General features: G+C 73.5%; 15 protein-coding genes. 11 read left to right on the top strand and 4 right to left on the bottom strand.

Features of this window, described 5'->3' with window-relative positions:
* Together AB0B68_RS12605 and npdG are read left to right on the top strand one after the other, a co-directional pair.
* The coding region (locus AB0B68_RS12605; RefSeq protein ID WP_357259761.1) for an RNB domain-containing ribonuclease at positions 1-1,325 on the top strand (1,325 nt) is incomplete at its 5' end.
* Between the two features lie 148 nt (positions 1,326-1,473).
* Entirely contained in the window at positions 1,474-2,172 is a 699-nt protein-coding gene (gene npdG, locus AB0B68_RS12600) for an NADPH-dependent F420 reductase (protein ID WP_091409546.1), read from the top strand.
* 50 nt (positions 2,173-2,222) lie between these two features.
* Here npdG and panB read toward each other — a convergent pair whose 3' ends face one another.
* Positions 2,223-3,068 (bottom strand): 3-methyl-2-oxobutanoate hydroxymethyltransferase, encoded by an 846-nt coding sequence (gene panB, locus AB0B68_RS12595; RefSeq protein ID WP_357259758.1) that lies wholly within the window; start codon positions 3,066-3,068, stop codon positions 2,223-2,225.
* Between the two features lie 209 nt (positions 3,069-3,277).
* Positions 3,278-5,035 (bottom strand): NAD+ synthase, encoded by a 1,758-nt coding sequence (locus tag AB0B68_RS12590; RefSeq protein ID WP_357259755.1) that lies wholly within the window; start codon positions 5,033-5,035, stop codon positions 3,278-3,280.
* A gap of 320 nt (positions 5,036-5,355) precedes the next feature.
* On the opposite strand from AB0B68_RS12590, the gene glnA reads away from it, so the two are divergent.
* From glnA to AB0B68_RS12570, 4 genes are all read left to right on the top strand, one after another.
* Complete coding sequence (glnA, locus tag AB0B68_RS12585; RefSeq protein ID WP_355008887.1) at positions 5,356-6,705, top strand: type I glutamate--ammonia ligase; 1,350 nt, start codon at positions 5,356-5,358, stop codon at positions 6,703-6,705.
* An 89-nt stretch (positions 6,706-6,794) separates the two neighbouring features.
* Positions 6,795-7,220: a DUF350 domain-containing protein gene (locus AB0B68_RS12580; RefSeq protein WP_355008888.1), complete on the top strand. Its 426-nt coding sequence runs from the start codon at positions 6,795-6,797 to the stop codon at positions 7,218-7,220.
* Positions 7,221-7,494: 274 nt separating this feature from the next.
* The gene (locus AB0B68_RS12575; protein WP_355007792.1) at positions 7,495-8,187 is read left to right on the top strand and encodes a WYL domain-containing protein; all 693 of its coding nucleotides are present in this window, start codon (positions 7,495-7,497) and stop codon (positions 8,185-8,187) included.
* Between the two features lie 182 nt (positions 8,188-8,369).
* Positions 8,370-8,753, top strand: coding sequence for a VOC family protein (locus AB0B68_RS12570; protein ID WP_357207162.1), 384 nt, complete (start codon positions 8,370-8,372; stop codon positions 8,751-8,753).
* Between the two features lie 727 nt (positions 8,754-9,480).
* Here the strand turns inward: AB0B68_RS12570 and AB0B68_RS12565 are convergent.
* The gene (locus tag AB0B68_RS12565; protein WP_357259795.1) at positions 9,481-9,951 is read right to left on the bottom strand and encodes a hypothetical protein; all 471 of its coding nucleotides are present in this window, start codon (positions 9,949-9,951) and stop codon (positions 9,481-9,483) included.
* A 186-nt stretch (positions 9,952-10,137) separates the two neighbouring features.
* On the opposite strand from AB0B68_RS12565, the gene AB0B68_RS12560 reads away from it, so the two are divergent.
* Positions 10,138-11,016 carry a virginiamycin B lyase gene (locus AB0B68_RS12560; protein WP_357259752.1) on the top strand — a complete coding sequence of 293 codons (879 nt, stop codon included), beginning with the start codon at positions 10,138-10,140 and terminating at the stop codon, positions 11,014-11,016.
* Between the two features lie 125 nt (positions 11,017-11,141).
* Here AB0B68_RS12560 and AB0B68_RS12555 read toward each other — a convergent pair whose 3' ends face one another.
* The gene (locus AB0B68_RS12555; protein WP_357259749.1) at positions 11,142-12,077 is read right to left on the bottom strand and encodes an LD-carboxypeptidase; all 936 of its coding nucleotides are present in this window, start codon (positions 12,075-12,077) and stop codon (positions 11,142-11,144) included.
* Between the two features lie 101 nt (positions 12,078-12,178).
* Here AB0B68_RS12555 and AB0B68_RS12550 point away from each other — a divergent pair, with 101 nt between their 5' ends.
* Genes AB0B68_RS12550 through mptB form a run of 4 tightly spaced genes read left to right on the top strand, consistent with a single transcriptional unit; the run spans position 12,179 to position 19,027 of the window.
* On the top strand, positions 12,179-12,946 hold the full coding sequence (locus tag AB0B68_RS12550; protein WP_357259745.1) for a type 1 glutamine amidotransferase: 768 nt from the start codon (positions 12,179-12,181) through the stop codon (positions 12,944-12,946).
* Positions 12,946-15,966, top strand: coding sequence for a bifunctional [glutamine synthetase] adenylyltransferase/[glutamine synthetase]-adenylyl-L-tyrosine phosphorylase (locus AB0B68_RS12545; RefSeq protein WP_357259742.1), 3,021 nt, complete (start codon positions 12,946-12,948; stop codon positions 15,964-15,966). The genes AB0B68_RS12550 and AB0B68_RS12545 overlap by 1 nt, the downstream gene beginning before the upstream one ends.
* Positions 15,959-17,578 carry a hypothetical protein gene (locus AB0B68_RS12540; RefSeq protein ID WP_357259739.1) on the top strand — a complete coding sequence of 540 codons (1,620 nt, stop codon included), beginning with the start codon at positions 15,959-15,961 and terminating at the stop codon, positions 17,576-17,578. Before AB0B68_RS12545 ends, AB0B68_RS12540 begins: the two co-directional genes overlap by 8 nt.
* Positions 17,579-17,626: 48 nt before the next feature.
* Complete coding sequence (mptB, locus tag AB0B68_RS12535) at positions 17,627-19,027, top strand: polyprenol phosphomannose-dependent alpha 1,6 mannosyltransferase MptB (RefSeq protein ID WP_357259736.1); 1,401 nt, start codon at positions 17,627-17,629, stop codon at positions 19,025-19,027.
* Positions 19,028-19,033 lie beyond the last annotated feature (6 nt).

Raw genomic sequence — 19,033 nt, 5'->3', positions numbered from 1 at the left:
AGGCGGCTGCGGCACCGCCGCAGCCGCCCGTCGACCGCACCGACATACCGTTCGTCACTGTCGACCCCGCCACCTCGCGGGACCTGGACCAGGCGATGCACCTCGCCCGCCGCCCCGGTGGCGGCTACCGGGTGCGGTATGCGATCGCCGACGTCGCCGCGCACGTCACCCCGGGTGGGGCGTTGGAGGCGGAGACCTGGCGGCGGGGGCAGACCATCTACCTGCCCGACGGCAACGTGCCGCTGCACCCGCGCACCCTCAGCGAGGGTGCGGCCAGCCTGCTGCCCGACGACGACCGGGCCGCGGTGCTCTGGACCATCGACCTGGACGCCGACGGCGGCACCGTTGCCGTTGAGTTGGAACGCGCCCTGGTCCGCAGCCGCGCCAAACTCGACTACACCGGGGTGCAGGCGGCAGCCGAGGCCGGGCGGCTACCCGACCCGATCGCGCTGCTGCCGGAGATCGGCGACCGGCTGACCGCCCGTGGGCTGAGCCGGGGCGCCATCAACCTGCCGCTGCCCGAGCAGGATCTGGAACCCGACGGTGAGGGCTGGCGGCTGGTGCTGCGCGCGCCGGTGCCGATGGAAGAGCACAACGCGCAGATCTCCCTGCTGACCGGAATGGCCGCCGCCGACATCATGCTGGCCGGCCGAGTGGGTCTGCTGCGGACGATGCCGGCGCCCAAGCCGGAAGCGGTGCAGCGGCTCCGGGCCGCCGCCGCGCCGCTGGGCGTGCACTGGCCGGACGACGTGGGCCCGGGTCAGGTCATCGCCGGCCTGGACGCCGCCCAGCCGCGCGCCGCCGCGTTCATCGACCAGGCGGCCGAGCTGATGCGCGGTGCCGCGTACACCGCCTTCGACGGGGAGCTGCCGGAGCATCCGGAGCACGGTGGCGTGGCGGCCGCGTACGCCCACGTGACGGCACCGTTGCGGCGGCTGGCCGACCGGTACGCCACCGAGGTCTGCCTGGCCCTGCACGCCGGCCAGGCGGTGCCCGACTGGGCCCGCGCCGCGTTGCCCCGGCTGCCCGAGGTCATGGCGAGCACCGACCGGGTCGCCTCGGCGGCGGCTCGCGGCGCCGTCGAGTTGGCCGAGGCGGCGGTGCTGGAGCACCGGGTGGGCGAGACCTTCGACGCGGCCGTTCTCGACGTCGACGCCCCGCCCAATGGCAAGTCCCGGCCCCGACCGCCCGGTGGCACCGTCGCGCTGGACGCCCCGCCGGTCCGCGCCCGCTGCCTCGGCCAACTACCGCTCGGCGAACGGGTCCGGGTCCGTCTGGTCACCGCCGACCCGGCGGCCCGTACCGTCCTGTTCGAGCTGGCCTGACCGGGCCGCCGTCGCGGGCCCGATCCTCGCCCGCCTGCGCGGTCGCCCGCCGTGGCCCGGTCCTCGGCGGCGCTGTCGCTCGCGGCAGCGGGGATTCTCACAGGGCTCGGCGCTGCTGACGGGCCGGGCGGTTTGCGAGGATGAGGCCATGGCATACGACGCGAGCACGCTGCCCGACGTGTCCGGGCTGACGGTCGGCATCATCGGCGGCACCGGCGACCAGGGGCGGGGCCTCGCCTACCGGTTCGCGCGGGCCGGCCAGACGGTGCTGATCGGATCCCGGTCGGCTGAGCGGGCCGCCGAGTCCGCTGCCGAGATCGCCGCCCTGCCCGGGGTGCCGGCCGGCGGCAGCGTCACCGGCGCGGCCAACGACGAGGTGGCTCGACGCAGCGACGTGGTGATCATCGCGGTGCCGTGGGACGGGCACGCCGCCACCGTCGCCGCCCTCGCCGAGCCGCTCGCCGGCCGGATCGTCGTCGACTGCGTCAACCCGCTCGGCTTCGACAAGCAGGGCCCGTACGCGCTGACCGTCGCCGAGGGCAGCGCCGTGCAGCAGGCCGCCGCGCTGCTGCCCGACTCCCGGGTCTGCGCCGCGTTCAACCACGTCAGCGCCCCGCTGCTGGCCGACCCTGAGGTCGACCGGATCGACCTGGACGTGCTGATCTGCACCGAGGACCGTGAGCTGGTCGACATCGTCGGCGCGCTCGCCGCCCGGATCCCCGGCATGCGGGGCATCTACGCCGGGCGGCTGCGCAACGCCCACCAGATCGAGGCGTTCACCGCCAACCTGATCGCCATCAACAAGCGCTACAAGGCGCACGCCGGCATCCGCGTCACCGACCTCTGACCCGAGCGGCGGGGTGCCCCGGCGTGGGAGCACCCCGACCCTCGTCGGTACTAGAAGGTGTGTTCGGCGGCAGGGAACTCGCCACCGCGGACCTCGTCGGCGAAACGGCGGGTGGCGTCGGTGAGAGCACCGGCCAGATCCGCGTACCGCTTCACGAAGCGCGGCGCCTTGCCCGTCCGCAGCCCGGCCATGTCCTGCCAGACCAGCACCTGCGCGTCGGTGTCCGGGCCCGCGCCGATGCCCACGGTGGGGATCGGCAGCTCGTGGGTGATCCGCTTGGCCACCTCGCCGGGCACCATCTCCAGCACCACAGCGAACGCGCCCGCCTCCGCCACCGCCCGCGCGTCGGCCAGCACCTCGTCGGCGGCGTCGCCGCGACCCTGCACGCGGTAGCCACCCAGGGTGTGCTCGCTCTGCGGGGTGAAACCGATGTGCGCCATCACCGGGATGCCGGCACCGACGATCGCGGCGATCTGCGCGGCGTTGCGGCGGCCACCCTCCAACTTCACCGCGTGACAGCCACCCTCCTTCATGAACCGGACGGCGGTACGCAGCGCCTGGGCCGGACCCTCCTCGTACGAGCCGAACGGCAGGTCACCGACGACCAGCGCCTGCCGGGTCGCCCGCACCACGGCCCGGACCAGCGGCAGCAGCTCGTCGGCGGTGATCGGCAGGGTTGTCTCATAGCCGAACACGTTGTTCGCGGCCGAGTCGCCGACCAGCAGCACCGGAACACCGGCCTGGTCGAAGATCGACGCCGTGTACTGGTCGTACGAGGTGAGCATCGGCCAGCGCTCGCCGCGATCCTTGGCGGCCATCAGGTCGCGGGTGCGGACCCGTCGGGTGGCCGGGCCGCCGTACAACGCGGTCACCTCGTGCGGAGTGGACTCCACCATCTCTGTCTCCCTTCCTCGAGGCCGCCTGCGCGGTCCCCGGGTTCTGTCGCGATCGTCGCACCGCGAGACGGGCTGACGGCAGGGCCCAGTGCAAGATGTCACTCCACCAGCGCGGGGCCGCCCCGCCTGGCCACCCGGGACCGCGCCGCGAGGTCACCGCGCGGCGGCGCCGGGCCGCGCCACCGACCCGGCACCCCCAGGGGTACGCCTCAGCCGTGCTCGCGCCACCGGTTGGTGATCGGCAGACGGCGGTCCCGGCCGAACGCCTTCATGGAGATCTTCGTGCCCGGTGCCGACTGCCGCCGCTTGTACTCGGCGGTATCCACCAGCCGCAGCACCTTGTCCACGATCGCCGGGTCGTGACCCGACTCGACCAGCCCGTCGCGGCCCAGGTCGCCGTCGACGTAGCCGATCAGGATCGGGTCCAGGACGTCGTAGTCGGGCAGGCTGTCGCTGTCCAGTTGGCCCGGGCTCAGCTCGGCGCTCGGCGGCTTGCCGATCGAGTTCTCCGGGATCGGGGCCGTTTCACCGCGCCGAGCCGCGTCCGTGTTGCGCCACTTCGCCAGCCGCCAGATCAGCGTCTTCCAGACGTCCTTCACCGGGTTGAAGCCACCCACCGAGTCGCCGTACAGGGTGGAGTAGCCGACCGCCAGCTCACTCTTGTTGCCGGTGGTCAGCACCAGGTGGCCCTCCTGGTTCGACAACGCCATGAGGATCACGCCACGGACCCGGGCCTGGAGGTTCTCCACGGCCACGCCGGACAGCGACAGGTTGGCCAGGAAACCGTCGACCATCGGCTGGATCGGCTCGACGCGGTAGTCCAGGCCGGTGCGCTTGGCCAGGTCGGCGGCGTCCTCCCGGGAGTGCTCCGAGGAGTGCTGGCTGGGAAGCGACACCCCGACCACCCGGTCCGGCCCGAGCGCGTCGACGGCGAGCGCCGCCACCACCGCCGAGTCGATGCCGCCGGAGAGACCGAGCACCACCGACGGGAACCGGTTCTTGTTGACGTAGTCGCGCAGACCCAGCACCAGGGCCTGCCACACCTCGGCCTCGTCGGCCACCGGCTCGATCACACCGCCGGTGGCGGCCGGACCGGTCGGCGCGGCCGGAACGCCGTCCAGGGTGCTGTGCACGATGCGCATGCCGTCCGCGACGGTCCCCGTGGTCGTCGCGGCGGTGGCGGCCGGCAGCTCGACGTCGTGCACGAGCAGGTGCTCGACGAACTGCGGGGCGCGGGTGAGCAGCTCACCGTCGGCGGTCACGATCATCGAGTCGCCCTCGAAGACCAGCTCGTCCTGCCCGCCGATCATGTTGACGTACGCGACGGTGGCGCCCGCCTCGGCGGCCCGGCGGCGGACCAGCGGCAGCCGGAAGTCGTCCTTGTTCAGCTCGTACGGCGAGCCGTTGATGTTGACCACGAGGCCGACGCCGGCCTGCCGGGCAGCGGCGAACGGGCCGCCGGCCTGCCACAGGTCCTCGCAGATGGTCAGCGCCACGTCCACGCCGCCGATCCGGACCACGGTCAGGGTGTCGCCGGGGACGAAGTAGCGGTCCTCGTCGAAGACCCCGTAGTTGGGCAGGTGGTGCTTGAAGTAGCGGGCGGCCACGGTGCCCCGGTGCAGCAGCGCGGCGGCGTTGCGGGCACCCCGGCCCGGCTCGGCGTCCCCGCTGACCTGCGGCGGACCGTCGGCGTCCAGGTAGCCGACAACGACCGGCAACTCGCCGAGACCGTCGGCGGCCAGGTCGGCGGCCAGCCGCTCCACGGCGGCCCGGGACGCGGCGACGAAGGAACGCCGGAAAACCAGGTCCTCGACCGGGTACCCGGTCAGCATCATCTCCGGAAAGAGCACCAGCTGGGCACCGGCATCGGCGGCCTGGCGAGTCCAACTGCGGACCAGATCGGCGTTTCCGGCGATGTCGCCGACGCTCGGGTTGACCTGGGACAGGGCGAGACGCAGGGTGGGCATGCCTTCATCTTGCCCCAGCCTCGTCGCGACAGTCCGTACCCTCGGACGAGACACCTGCCACCTGCCGCGACGGGCGCCCGCGAGGCCGCGGCGGCAGGCGCTCGGCCGTCGTGGCGGCCGTCGGTGGCGGCTCGGCCGTCGGTGGTGGTTCGGCCGTCGTAGCGGCAGGGCCGGGCCCCGTGCTCGCCCGGCGGGACACGAGGGGACGGCCGGCGGCTGTTCGCGTAACGTCTGCGTAACCAGGCCCGGGAACACTGGGCGATCAGGTCGGGTGCAGCCCGGCCAAGGCGGACAAAAGAGTGTCGCGAGGGGTTGGGGAAGTGGACCGTCAGCAGGAGTTCGTCCTCCGCACGCTGGAAGAGCGGGACATCCGGTTCGTCCGGCTGTGGTTCACCGACGTTCTGGGCACGCTCAAGAGCGTTTCGGTGGCACCCGCCGAGCTCGAGGCGGCCTTCGAGGAAGGCATCGGCTTCGACGGCTCGGCGATCGAGGGCTTCGCCCGGGTCTTCGAATCGGACATGGTCGCCATGCCCGACCCGACCACCTTCCAGGTCTTCCCCTTCGAAGGCGGGGTCAGCGGCGAGAGCGCCCGGATGTTCTGCGACATCCTGCTGCCCGACGGCGGGCCGTCCTGGGCCGACCCCCGGCACGTGCTGCGCCGCGCGCTGTCCAAGGCGGCCGAGAAGGGCTTCACCTTCTACACCCACCCCGAGATCGAGTTCTTCCTGCTCGAGAACGGGCCGCAGGACGGCACTGTGCCCACCCCGGTCGACACCGGCGGCTACTTCGAGCACACCACCCACGCCGTGGCCCGGGACTTCCGCCGTCAGGGCGTACTCGCGCTGGAACGCATCGGCATCTCGGTGGAGTTCAGCCACCACGAGGTCGCACCCGGCCAGCAGGAGATCGACCTGCGGTACGCCGACGCGCTCACCACCGCCGACAACATCATGACCTTCCGGCACGTGGTCAAGGAGGTCGCGCTCTCCACCGGTGTGCAGGCCAGCTTCATGCCGAAGCCGTTCACCGACCAGCCGGGAAGCGGGATGCACACCCACCTGTCGCTGTTCGAGGGGGAGCGCAACGCCTTCCACGACAGCGGCGACCCGATGAAGCTGTCCAAGGTGGCGAAATCGTTCATCGCCGGCCTGCTGGTGCACGCCCGGGAGTACACGGCTGTCACCAACCAGTGGGTCAACTCGTACAAGCGGCTCTTCCCGCAGCACCTGCCCGACCGAATCACCGAGAGCCCGGCGTACGTCTGCTGGGGTCACCTCAACCGGTCCGCGCTGGTCCGCGTTCCCGCGTACGGCAAGCCCAACTCGGCCCGGGTCGAGGTCCGCTCGCTGGACTCGGCGACCAACCCGTACCTCGCCTTCGCGGTGCTGCTCGGCGCCGGCCTGAAGGGCATCGAGGAGGGATACGAGCTGCCACCGGGCGCCGAGGACGACGTCTGGTCGTTGACCAGCGCCGAGCGGCGTGCCATGGGCTACGAGGCGCTGCCGGAGAACCTCGCCGAGGCGATCGACGTGATGGCGGAGTCCGAGCTGGTCGCCGAGGTGCTCGGCGAGCACGTCTTCGACTTCTTCCTGCGCAACAAGCGGGCCGAGTGGGAGCAGTACCGCCGTGAGGTCACCCCGTACGAGCGGCAGCGCTACCTGGCCCTGTAGACGCAGGGGCTGACGCCCTTGCGCGCTGCCGCTATCGTCTCGATCACCGCGCCGGTACCCCTCCGGGCGGAGAGTCGGGAGGCAAGTCGGTGCTGGAGGATCTGTTCAGCGGTGCCTGGCAGAGCGTCGTGTTCGGGATCGTTGGCGTCGGCCTCATGGCCGCCGGCTTCGGGCTCGTCGACCTGCTCACCCCGGGCCGGCTGCGAGACCTGATCTGGGTCGAGCGCAACGCCAACGCGGGGTTGCTGCTCGCCGCCAACCAGCTCGGCATCGCCGGGATCGTCTTCACCGCGATCCTGACGAGCTACAGCGACTTCGGCAAGGGGATCGCCTCCACCGTGGTCTTCGGACTGGTCGGGTTGGCGATCATGGCGCTGGCCTTCGTGGTGTTGGACCTGCTGACCCCTGGCAAGCTCGGCGAGGTCATCTGCTCGCCCGAACCGCACCCGGCCGCCCGGGTCAGCGCCGCCACCCACTTCGGGGCCGCGCTGATCGTCTGCGCCTGCATCGCCTGACGGCCGCTCTCCGCATCACCCCGCGGGCGGTCCGCCCGCGTTCCGTCGTGCATGGCTGGTCGTGCGTGGCCGGGTGGTCCGTGGCCGGTCGTTGGCGGGCGGCTGGGCGTCCGTGGGCGGGTGTCCGTGGGTGGGCGTCTGCGGGTGGGCGTGCAGATCTTGGACAGTTTCCGTCAGGTCGTGACGGAAACTGTCCAAGATCTCTGGCCGGTGGGCCGCTCGCGTCTGCGGGCAGTCGCCGTGGGCGTCGTACCTCGGCCGTAGCGTGCCGGGTATGAACCGCACCGATCGCCTCTACGCGCTGGTCGAGGAGCTGCGGGCGGTGTCACCACGGCCGCGCAGCGCCCGCTGGCTGGCCGCGCGTTTCGAGGTGAGCAGCCGGACCATCGAACGGGACCTCGCCGCGTTGCAGGAGGCCGGGGTGCCGATCTGGGCCGAGCCCGGGCGCACCGGCGGCTACGTCCTGGACCGCGCCCGCACCCTGCCGCCGGTCAACCTGACCGCCGCCGAGGCGGTGGCGATGGCCGTGGCGCTGCACCGGCTTGCCGGCTCGCCGTTCGCCGGGCCGGCCGCCACCGCGTTGCGCAAGCTGGTGGCGGTGCTGCCGGCCGCCGACGCCGCCGAGGCACACCGCCTCGCCGACCGGGTGCACCTGATCGGCGACGGGCCGGCCGCGCCCGTCCCGGCCACCGTCGCCGACGCGGTCACCGCGCGGCGGGTGCTGCGCATCCGGTACGCCGACCGCGCCGGCGCCGACTCGACCCGTGACGTCGAGCCACTCGGCTACCTCGGTAACTCCCGACACTGGTACCTGGTCGCCTGGTGCCGTCTGCGCGACGAGCTGCGGTGCTTCCGTACCGACCGGATCCGGAGCGTGTGGGCGCTGCCCGACGTGGTGGCCCGGGAGCTACGCCTGACGGATCTCGACATCCCGCACGAGCGGGTCCGCCCGCTGAGCCTGGTCTGAAGCGGGCTCGGCGTGGCGGCCTCTTCCGAGACCCGTCCGCATCGCGGCGGGCTGGGTGGGTCTCGTCACCGAGAAACCCGCCGGGTGATCCGAAAACACCGACAGGACGCTGTCGCCAACGGCCCCGAGACTGCTCCAGACGACGGCCGAGCGGCCGGCACGAATCATTCTGGAGGCAGTAGATGTCCAGGTCCACCACGCCCATCACCTGGTTCGAGATCGGCACCGACCGGCCCGAGGACGCGGAGCGGTTCTACGGAGAGCTGTTCGGCTGGACCTTCGAGGAGCAGGGCTCGCCCAACGGCGGGTCCTACCGCGTGACCGGGGCCGGCGGAGACACCGGGATCGGTGGGGCGATCCGGGCGACCGACGGAACGTCGCCGAACTACGCGGTGTTCTACGCCGAAGTCGCCGACGTGGCAGAGACCTGCCGACAGGCCGAAGCTGCCGGCGGCCGGGTCCTGGTACCAGCGCGTACGGCACCGAGCGGTCTCCGGTTGGCCCACCTACTCGACCCGGCCGGCAACCACCTGGGCGTTTTCACGCCCCCGCCCCCGCAGCCCTGACCTCTTCCAAGGTCCCGCTGATGCCCGGGGTTGGCCTTGCCCCCGGGGTTGGCCTTTCTCCCGCGTTGGCTGGCCCCGGGTTGGCTTGCCCCCCGGATGGGGCGGGTCCCTGGTGGGGCTGGCCTTTCGGGTGGGGCTGGCCCGGGTTGGCTTGGTCCCGGGTTGGGCTGGCTGGTCCCGGGTTGGGCTGGTCCTGGTCCCGGGTGGCTTGGTCCCGGGGGAGGGCTTGGCTCTGAGGCCGTCACCCTGAGCGGGGGCGATGGCCCGGCAAGCCTGGCGGCACCCGCGCGCGTGATCGACTCGGATTTCATGATGTCGGGGTGTCCGAGCGCGCGGGACACCGCGACATCACGGAAACCGAGTGGATCAAGCTGCGACGGGCCCGATCCAGCCTCGGCACGGACGGTCGGACCGGGCGCGACAGGCGGCCCGGGTCGGACCGGGCGACAGGGTGGCGGGTCGGTCCGGGCACGGCAGGTCGGTCCGGGCACGGCGGGTCGGACCGGGCACGGCGGGTCGGACCGGGCACGGCGGGTCGGACCGGGCCCGGCAGGTCGGTCCGGGCACGGCGGGTCGGACCGGGCACGGCAGGTCGGACCGGGCACGACCGGCCGGCCCGGGGCCAGACCGGCCTGCCAGTGGCGTACCGAGCCCGGCCCCGGCCTGCCCGTGGCGTAGCGAGCCCGGCCCCGGCGTGCTGATGCCTGCCGGGGCCGGGCTCTTCGGCCTACTTGCCGGGCGTACCAGCGCCGTGGTGGCCGCCCATGCCGCGGTGGCCGCCGGGGCCGGGGAAGACGCCGGCCTCGACGGCCTTGGTGATGGCGTCGGCCTGCTCCTGGGTGAGCTTGCCGTCCTTGACCGCCTGGTCCAGGCGCTGCTTGATCGCGGCCTGACGGTCCTCGGCGGACGGGCGCTGCGGTCGGTCGGCCGGCCGGTGCTGTTCGCGGATCTTCTCCAGTGCGGCGGTCACCTTGTCGGTGGGCACGCCAAGCTCCTTGGCGAGCTCCTCGGCGAACGCGCCCTGCCGGTCGGCCTTCGCGCCTGGCGCCGCGTCGGGAGCCGGGGCGGTGCTGGCGCTCGGTGTCGGCGTGGGGGTGTCGGCGGCGAACGCGATCGTCGGGGCCGCGATCCCGACGCCGAGGACGCCGGCGGTGGCCAGGCCGGCCAGCAGGTGCTTCCTGCGGATGGTGCGGGACATGCTGTCCTCCAGAGGTTCGGTCATCCTGCGCTGTCATCACTGACAGTGACCGGGCCGTCTGGGCGGAAGCCGTGGCGACCCTGTCAGCGAGCTGATAATCCCGGGCGGCGGTGGGCGAAATCGGTTGTGTGGTCGCTGGCCGAGCGGTCAGGGTGGACGATCCACCGACGGAAAGGACACTGCGGCATGACCGTCGAAATTCGGGAGATTCCACTTGTCGAGCCGGACGCCGGGCCGTACGGCATCACGCCTGGCCCGGACGGCGCGTTGTGGCTGACGTTGGCCCATGCCGGTGGCATCGCCCGGTTGTCGCCCGACGGCGCGGTCCGGACCTACCCGCTGGATCCGGCCGGCGGTCGTCCGTTGATCATCACGGCAGGGCCGGACGGGGCGCTCTGGTTCACCCGCTCAGGGGACGACCGGATCGGTCGGATCACCGTCGACGGTGAGCAGCGCACCATCGCCCTGCCCGCCGGCACCGCGCCGGGTGGCATCGCGGCTGGGCCTGATGGTGCGCTCTGGTACGCCGGGATGACCTCCGACACCATCGGCCGGGTGGGGACCGACGGCAGCCACACCGCATTCCCGTTGCCGGTGACCGGCGGGTTCGCCTCGATGATCGCTGCGGGAGCGGACCAGGCTCTCTGGTTCACCCTCCACCAGGCGAACGCGATCGGCCGGATCGATCTCGACGGCAGGGTGACGCTGCATCCGCTGCCCACAGTGAAGGCGGGCCCGGTCGGCATCACCGTGGGTCTCGACGGCGTCATCTGGTTCGTGGAGATCGGCGCCGGTCAGCTCGGTCGCCTCGACCCGGACGGCGAGATCGTCGAGTTTCCGCTGCCGGACCGGGCGGCCCGCCCGCACGCGATAGTGGGCGACCCGGATGGCGGCGTGTGGTTCACCGAGTGGGGTGCCAACCGGATCGGTCACCTCGATCCCACCGGACGGTTCGAGGGCTACGCCCTGCCCACCCCCAACGCCGAACCGCACGGCATCACCCGCACCCCCACCGGCATCTGGGCCGCCCTGGAAATCGGAGCAGTAGCCCACCTACCCCTCTGACCCAACCCCGGTGATCAAGAGATTTGCGTCAGGATCCGCCCCGAACATGACGCAAATCTCTTGATCACCCGGGCGGGGGCGGGGGAGGGAGGAGCGCCGGGCGAGGGGGAGCGCCGAGGGCGGGGTTAGTGGACTGCGGGGGTTGCGGTGAGGGTGGCTGTGGTGGTGTCGAGGGTTGCCTCGGTGCCGACGGGGACTGTGAGTTGGTTGGGACCGTGGCCGATGGGAAGGCCGCCGAGGACCGGTACGCCCAGGTCGCCGAGGCGTTCGGTGAGTACGTCGACGATTGTGGTGTCCCACCCGTCGCCGCAGTCGGTGAACTGCCCGACCGCCACCCCGGCCAGGCCGTCCAGCGCGCCGGCCCGGCGCAGGTGGGTGAGCATCCGGTCGACCTTGTACGGGGGTTCCTGCACGTCCTCGATCAACAGCACCGCACCGGTCAGGTCGGGCAGGTCGGGCGTGCCGATCGACGCGGCGATCATGCACAGGTTGCCGCCGAGCAGGGTGCCGGTGGCGCGACCCGGGACGCGTACGCCGAAGGTCTCCTCGGTGGGCACTGCGGTGATCGACACCGGTTCGGTGGTCATCAGCGCCGCGTGCAGGGATTCGGCGGAGCGCAGCGGCGTCCGCTCGTCGCGCCAGGCCGCACCGGGGCCGTGCACCCCGGCCAGGCGGGCGCCCCGCCACAGTGCGAACTGCAACGCGGTGATGTCCGAGAAACCGGCCACCACCTTCGGGTCGCGGCGGACGGCGGCCATGTCGATGGCGTCCACGATCCGCTGGGCCCCGTAGCCGCCGCGGGTGCAGATCACCCCGCGTACGTCAGGGTCGGCGAAGGCCGCGTTCAGGTCGGCGGCACGCAGGTCGTCGGTGCCGGCGAGATAGCCGTGGCGCGCGTACGCGTTCGGTGCCGGCACCGGGCGCAGGCCCCAGCCGGTGAGCAGTTCCATGCCCCTGGCCACCCGCTCCGGCGAGGTCGGCCCGGACGGCGACACCAGCAGCACCGTGTCACCCGGGCGCAGCACGGGCGGGCGTACGGCGGCGGTGTCCTCGCTGATCACAACCGCAGAGCCTAACGACCCGGCCGAGGCGGGAACGCCACCCGGCCGCGTGGCCCGTGCCGGGGCGTGATGCCGTGCGGCGTACCGGCTAGCCTCGACGGGTGGCAACCGCGCTGGTGATCGAGAACGACCCGACGGACGACGCGCGCCGGCTGGGTGAGTGGCTGACCGAGGCTGGGCTGGAGCTGTGGGTGGTGCGTCCGCACGCCGGCGACGAACTCCCCGCCGACCTGGAGGGGTACGCGGCGCTGGTGGTGCTCGGCGGCGACCAACAGGCGTACCCGTTGCCGGACGGCTCGCCCGGCGCGCCCTGGTTTCCCGCCGTGGAGGGCCTGCTGCGCAAGGCGGTCCGGTACCGGGTGCCGACCCTCGCGGTCTGCCTGGGCGCGCAGCTGCTCGCCACCGCACACGCCGGGTTGGTGGAGCGCAGCCCGTCCGGGCCGGAGATCGGCCCCGGCGTGGTCGGGCGGCGCGACGCCGCCGAGAACGACCCGTTGTTCCGGTACGTGCCGTTGATCCCGGACGTGCTCCAGTGGCACGCCGACGAGATCACCGAGCTGCCTCGGGGCGCTACCCTGCTGGCCGCCTCCACCCGCTACCCGCATCAGGCGTTCCGCCTCGGTGACCGGGCGTGGGGGTTGCAGTTCCACATCGAGTGCGACGCCGCGATGATCGCCGACTGGGCCGCCGACTCGGTCCAACTCGCCGAGCTGGGCTACGACCCGGAGCTGGTCGTCGCGGCCTGCGCCTCGGTGCTGGCCGACGTCGAGGAGGTCTGGCAGCCGTTCGCCGCGCGGTTCGCCGCGCTGGCCCTCGGCGAGTTGGACGACAGCACGATTCGGCGCGGCCTGCCGCTGCTCGGGCACTGATGAGCCGGCCGACCAGGGCGTCGGGCCGACTGGCCCGGTACGGCTTCGGCACCGCCGAAGGCGATGGTGGCGCGCGCGCCGCGGACCTGCTCGGCCCGGAAGGACTGCGACTGTGGCGGCCGGTCGAGCAGGAACCGGTCGACGAGGCCGCAGCGGAGCTGCTCTCCGCGCTGTCCCGGGCCGCCGACCCGGACCTGGCGCTGCGCCAACTGCACCGCATCGTGGAGGCCGAGGGCCGTACCACCGCAGGCGGCGCCGAATCGCCGCTGCTCGCGGACGTGCACGCCGATCCCGGGCTGCGGCGGCGGCTGATCGCGGTGCTCGGCGCGTCGGCGGCGCTCGGCGACCACCTGGTGGCCCACCCCGAGCACTACCGGGCGCTGCGGACCGCGGCGGACGGGCTCGCTCCGATCGCTGAGGGGCGGCTGGAGCCGGCCGACGGCACCAACCCGGTGGCGGCGCTGCGGACCGCGTACCGCCTGGCGTTGTTGCGGATCGCGGCGGCCGACCTGACCGGCGGTCGCGGCCTGGAGCAGACCATGGCCGCGCTCTCCGCGCTGGCTGACGCGACGCTGTCCGCGGCGTACGAGATCGCGGTCGCGGAGCTGGCGGAGGGGACCGAGCGGCCCCGACTGGCGGTCGTGGCGATGGGCAAGTGCGGCGGCGGCGAACTGAACTACGTCTCCGACGTGGACGTCATCTTCGTGGCCGCCGAGGATGCCGACCTGCCCGCCGCGACCCAGGTGGCGACCCAACTGATCTCCATCTGCGGGCTGGTCGCCTGGCCGGTGGACGCCGCGCTGCGCCCCGAGGGCAGCCGCGGCCCGCTGGTGCGGACCCTCGCCAGCCACCTGGCCTACTACCGACGGTGGGCGCGCACCTGGGAGTTCCAGGCGCTGCTCAAGGCCCGCCCGGCCGCCGGGGACCTGCCGCTGGCCCAGGAGTGGATCGACCAGCTCGCGCCGCTGGTCTGGCGGGCGGCCGAGCGACCCGAGGCGGTCGAGGACGTCCGCGCCATGCGCCGCCGGATCATCGACCACATCCCGCCGAAGGAGCTGGAGCGCGAGATCAAGCGCGGTCCGGGCGGGCTGCGCGACATCGAGTTCGCCGTCCAGTTGCTGCAACTCGTGCACGGTCGCGGCGACGAGACGCTGCGTCCGCCCGGCACCATCCCGGCGTTGCGCGCGCTCGTCGCCGGCGGCTACGTCGGTCGGGCCGACGGCGAGGCCCTGCTGCGCGGCTACCGCTTCCTGCGCAGCGTCGAGCACCGGCTGCAACTCCAGGGCCTGCGCCGTACGCACACGGTGCCCGCCGAGCCGGGCGCGCTGCGCTGGCTCGCCGCCGCGCTGGGTTTCACTGCCGCGCAGGGGCGCAGCGCCGTGGAGAGCTTCCGGGCCGAGTGGGTCACCCACGCCACCGAGGTACGCCGACTGCACGCCAAACTGCTCTACCGGCCGCTGCTGGAGTCGGTGGCCCGGGTGCCGGCCGACGGGTTGCGGCTCACCCCGGAGGCGGCCAGGAACCGCCTGGAGATCCTCGGCTTCGCCGACCCGGCCGGGGCGTTGCGCCACCTCCAGGCGCTCACCGGCGGGGTGAGCCGTACGGCGGCCATCCAGCGCACACTGCTGCCGGTGCTGCTCAGCGAGTTCGCCGACGCGCCCGAGCCGGACCGGGGGCTGCTCAACTACCGCAAGGTCTCCGACAAGCTGGGCAGCACCCCCTGGTATCTGCGGCTGCTGCGCGACGGCGGCCCGGTCGCCCGTCGGCTGGCCCGGGTCCTCGCACTGTCCCGGTACGTCGCCGACCTGCTCGCCCGCGACCCCGAGGCGCTGCGGCTGCTGGCCGAGGAGAACGAGCTGGCGCCACGCGCGCCCGAGGTGCTGCGGGAGGGGTTCCTGGCGGCGGCGGCCCGGCACACCGACCCGGTCGAGGCCACCAGCGCGGTGCGCGCGCTGCGACGTCGCGAACTGGTCCGGGTGGCCTGCGCCGACGTGCTCTGCCGGGCCGGCGCGCTCGCGCCCAGCCCCACCCGGGCGGACGGCGCGAACCGGCCCGCCCGCAAACTGTCCGACATCACCGAGGTGGGTACGGCGCTCGCCGACGTCACCGACGCCACCCTGACCGCCGCGCTGCGGGCCGCTCAGGCCAGCCAGCCGGCACCGGCGGGGCTGCGGTTCGCGGTGATCGGCATGGGCCGGCTCGGCGGGTACGAGTCGAACTACCTCTCCGACGCCGACGTGTTCTTCGTCTACGACCCGCCCCCGGGCACCAGCGAGAGCGCCGCCAGCGCGGCTGCGCACGCCGTCGCCGAGGAGCTGCGCCGGCTGCTCGGCGTACCCGCCCCCGACCCGCCGCTGGGCGTCGACGCCGACCTGCGCCCGGAGGGCCGCCAGGGCCCGCTGGTCCGCAGCCTCGCCGCGTACGCCGCGTACTACGCCCGCTGGTCGCGGGTGTGGGAGGCGCAGGCACTGCTGCGCGCCCGGTTCGTCTGCGGCGACGCCGACCTGGGCGCCGAGTTCGAGGCGATGATCGAGCCGGTGCGCTACCCGGCCGACGGGCTGACCCGCGAGCAGGTCGTCGAGATCCGGCGGATCAAGGCCCGGGTGGAGACCGAACGGCTGCCTCGTGGCGCCGACCCGGCCACCCACACCAAGTTGGGCCGCGGTGGGCTCGCCGACGTGGAGTGGGCTGTGCAACTCGTCCAGCTCCGGCACGCCGGCGCGATCCCGGAGCTGCGCGGCACGCGTACCCTCGATGCCCTCGCGGCGGCCGAGCGGGCCGGCCTGATCGACCCGGCGGACGCCGCGGAGATGGCCGCCGGGTGGGCCCTGGCTGCGCAGGTCCGCAACGCGTTGATGCTGGTCCGGGGTCGGGCCGGCGACCAACTGCCCCGGCACGGGGTGGAGTTGGCCGGGGTGGCCCGGCTGCTCGGCCGCGACGACCCGGGGGAGTTCCTCGACGAGTACCTGCGCACCGGCCGCCGCTCCCGCGCGGCTGCCGAACGGGTCCTCGATGCCTGACGCGTCTCCGCCCCCGACCGGGCGGAGTATCGCGGGCTGGGCGGCGGCGACCGGGGTGGCGGTGCTGCTCGCCGTAGCGTTCCTCCTCGCTCCACCGATGGGCACCGACCTCGCCGCCCAGGTGGCGCGTGCCGGGTTCACCGAGCGGTACGGGGCCGCGCCGGTCGATTTCGGCTGGTACGGCGGCGTCAACCAGTACGGCTACAGCCTCTTCACGGCCAGGTTGGGCGCGCTGATCGGGGTGCGTCCGCTGGGGGCGGTCGCCGCCGTGGTCGGCGCGGGCGCGCTGGGTTGGCTGTTCACCCGCAACCGGGCCCGCCGACCGCTGCTGGCCGGTGTCCTCGGCGCGGTGGTGCTGGTCGGCAACCTGGCCAGCGGTCGGATCACCTTCGCGGTCGGGCTGGCGTTCGGGCTGCTGGCGCTCTGCGCGGTCAGCGCGGAACGCCCACCCCGCTGGCTTCGGCTGACGCTCGCCGCCGTCTGCGCCGCCCTGGCGACGGCGGCCAGCCCGGTCGCCGGCCTGTTCACCGGGCTGGCCGGCGCGGCGCTGCTGCTCAGCGCCCTGCGCACCGGTGACGGGCCGGGCCGCCCGCTGCCCGGAGGCTGGCGGGCCGACCGACCACTGGTCGAGGGGTTCGTCCTGGCCGTGGCGCCCGCCGTCACGCTCGCCCCGATGGCGTTCCTCTTCGGCAACGGAGGCACCCAGCCGTACTCGGCCGAGTCGATGCGCATCAACGTCGCGCTCGCGGTGCTGGTGGCGGTCGTGCTGCCGCGTCGCCGTCGGGTGCTGCGCATCGGCGCGGCGCTCACCGTGCTGCTGCTGATCGGGGCGTACTACGTGCCCAGCCCGATCGGTTCCAACGCGCTGCGACTGCCGATGCTGTTCGCCCTGCCCGTGCTGGCCGGGTACGCCGCCCTGCCGGGGCCGTGGCTGGCCGGTTTGCTCGCCGCGACCGTGTGGTGGCAGTCGCCGGTGATGATCAGCGACGTGACCCGGGCCGGCGCCCCGGAGAGCGCCGAAAGTTTCTACCAACCGCTCGTCGCCGAACTCGACAGGCGGCAGCCTGCCGGGCGGGTCGAGGTGGTGCCGCTGCGCGACCACTGGGAGTCCGCGTACCTGCCGCCGACCGTGCCACTGGCCCGGGGTTGGGAACGCCAGGTCGACAGCGACCGCAACGCGCTGTTCTACGACGGAAGCCTGAGCGCGCAGACGTACGAGAAGTGGCTACGGCACGAGGCGGTGAGCTACGTGGTGCTCGCCCCGGACGCACCCGCCGACCGGTGGGGCCGCGACGAGGCCGCGCTGATCCGTGCCGGCCTGCCGTACCTGCGGGAGGTCTGGCGTGACCCGACCTGGCGGATGTACGCCGTGGTCGATCCGACCCCGCTGGTGGGTGCCCCGGGTCGACTCGTCACCGCCGACCGCGGCGCGGTCCGGCTGACCGCCCCGCCCGGGGACGTGCCGGTCCGGGTGCGCTGGTCGCGCTGGCTCACACTGAGCGGCCCGGACGGATGTCTGCGACCGGGCCCGGACGGGTGGACCGAGGTGCGCATCCGCGCCGCCGGCGACTACTCGATCTCCAGTGGGCTGGCACCGACGCGCCACTGCTGACCGTGCCTGCCGTCGGCCTCCCACCGACGGGCTGGCAGCATGTCCGGCGTGCCCTCCCACCTCGCGCGCTGGACCGGCCTGGCCGGCTCGATGCTGCTCGCGCTGTCCGCCTTCCTCGGCGGCGCGTTTCCCGGCGGCCCCCTGCGCAGCACCCCGGTCAGCATCTGGCAGGAACCCAACGGCCCGCTGATCCTCGCCGCCTGGCTGGTCGGCACCGGCCTGATGGCGTACGCCTGGTGGGCGCTACGTGACGGGGGACCCTCGACGCGCTGGGCCCTGGTCACCGTCGGGCTCTGGCTGCTGCCGTTGCTGATCGCACCGCCTTTCGGCAGCCGGGACGTGTACGCGTACGCCTGCCAGGGCGCCAGCTTCGTCGGCGGCCTCAGCCCGTACGAGCAGGGTGTCTCCGCGCTGCCCTGCCCCTGGCTGGACACCGTCTCGGTCATCTGGCGCGACACCCCGGCGCCGTACGGGCCGCTGTTCGTGCTCGTCGCGGGCGCCGTGGTGAAGGCCACCGGGTCGCTGACCGCCAGCATCGTGCTGTTCCGAGCGCTGTCGCTGGTCGGCGTCGTCCTCACCGCGTGGGCCCTGCCGGCGCTGGCACGTCGGGCCGGTGTGCCGGCGAAGCGGGCGGTGTGGCTGGCGCTGGGTTCCCCGCTGGTCGCCGCGCACCTGATCGGTGGCCCGCACAACGACGTGCTGATGCTCGCCGCGTTGGTCGGTGGGCTGGCCGTGGTGGCGGCGCACCCGGGCCGGCGCGGAATGCTGCTGGTCGGCGGGCTCCTCCTCGGGATCGCGGTGGCGATCAAGGTGACCGCCGTGGTGGTGGTGCCGTTCGCCGCGCTGGCCGCCACCGCCGGGCCGTACCGGATCCGCACGCTGATCCGCGACGGCGGCTGGGTGGTCGGCGGCACCGTCGCCACAGTGGTCGGCGTGACAGTCGTCGGTGGGCTGGACTTCGGTTGGATCGGCGGGCTGTCCCAGGGTGGCGCCGCCATCGCCTGGACGTCCCCGTCGACCGCCGTGGGACAGACTGTCGGTTACGTCGCGGCGCTGTTCGGTGGTCACATCGACGCGCTTCCGGTCACTCGCGGAATCGCCGTGGTCCTCCTGGCGGTGCTACTCGTCTGGCTCTGGTGGCGGGCCCGCACCCGCGACCCGCTGTACCACGCCGGCCTCGCGCTCGCCCTCACCGTCGCGCTCGCCCCCGTCGTGCACCCCTGGTACTGGACCTGGCCGCTGTTCGTGCTCGCGGCCACCGCCCAGCGGACCAGATGGTTCACAGTGGTCGCACTGGTCGCGTCCTTCCTGGTGCTGCCCGACGGCACCGGGCTGCCCCGGTACACCAAGACGGTCGGGGCGCCGCTGATGACGCTGTTGGTGATCGTGCTGGTCATCCGGTTGGTACGGTCGGCTCGGGCGGCCCGTCAGCCGGTCGCCGCCGACTGAGGGAAG

It is taken from the genome of Micromonospora sp. NPDC049049 (genome assembly GCF_040649115.1).
In the GTDB taxonomy this organism is placed as follows: Bacteria; Actinomycetota; Actinomycetes; order Mycobacteriales; family Micromonosporaceae; genus Micromonospora.
Note: the sequence above shows the minus strand (reverse complement) of the source record. Positions and strands in the feature narration are given on the sequence as shown.

Coding starts and splice junctions, on each gene's coding strand:
- npdG (WP_091409546.1), top strand. CDS start 1,474: ATGGCATACGACGCGAGCACGCTGCCCGACGTGTCCGGGCTGACGGTC.
- panB (WP_357259758.1), bottom strand. CDS start 3,068: ATGGTGGAGTCCACTCCGCACGAGGTGACCGCGTTGTACGGCGGCCCG.
- AB0B68_RS12590 (WP_357259755.1), bottom strand. CDS start 5,035: ATGCCCACCCTGCGTCTCGCCCTGTCCCAGGTCAACCCGAGCGTCGGC.
- AB0B68_RS12575 (WP_355007792.1), top strand. CDS start 7,495: ATGAACCGCACCGATCGCCTCTACGCGCTGGTCGAGGAGCTGCGGGCG.
- AB0B68_RS12570 (WP_357207162.1), top strand. CDS start 8,370: ATGTCCAGGTCCACCACGCCCATCACCTGGTTCGAGATCGGCACCGAC.
- AB0B68_RS12565 (WP_357259795.1), bottom strand. CDS start 9,951: ATGTCCCGCACCATCCGCAGGAAGCACCTGCTGGCCGGCCTGGCCACC.
- AB0B68_RS12560 (WP_357259752.1), top strand. CDS start 10,138: ATGACCGTCGAAATTCGGGAGATTCCACTTGTCGAGCCGGACGCCGGG.
- AB0B68_RS12545 (WP_357259742.1), top strand. CDS start 12,946: ATGAGCCGGCCGACCAGGGCGTCGGGCCGACTGGCCCGGTACGGCTTC.
- AB0B68_RS12540 (WP_357259739.1), top strand. CDS start 15,959: ATGCCTGACGCGTCTCCGCCCCCGACCGGGCGGAGTATCGCGGGCTGG.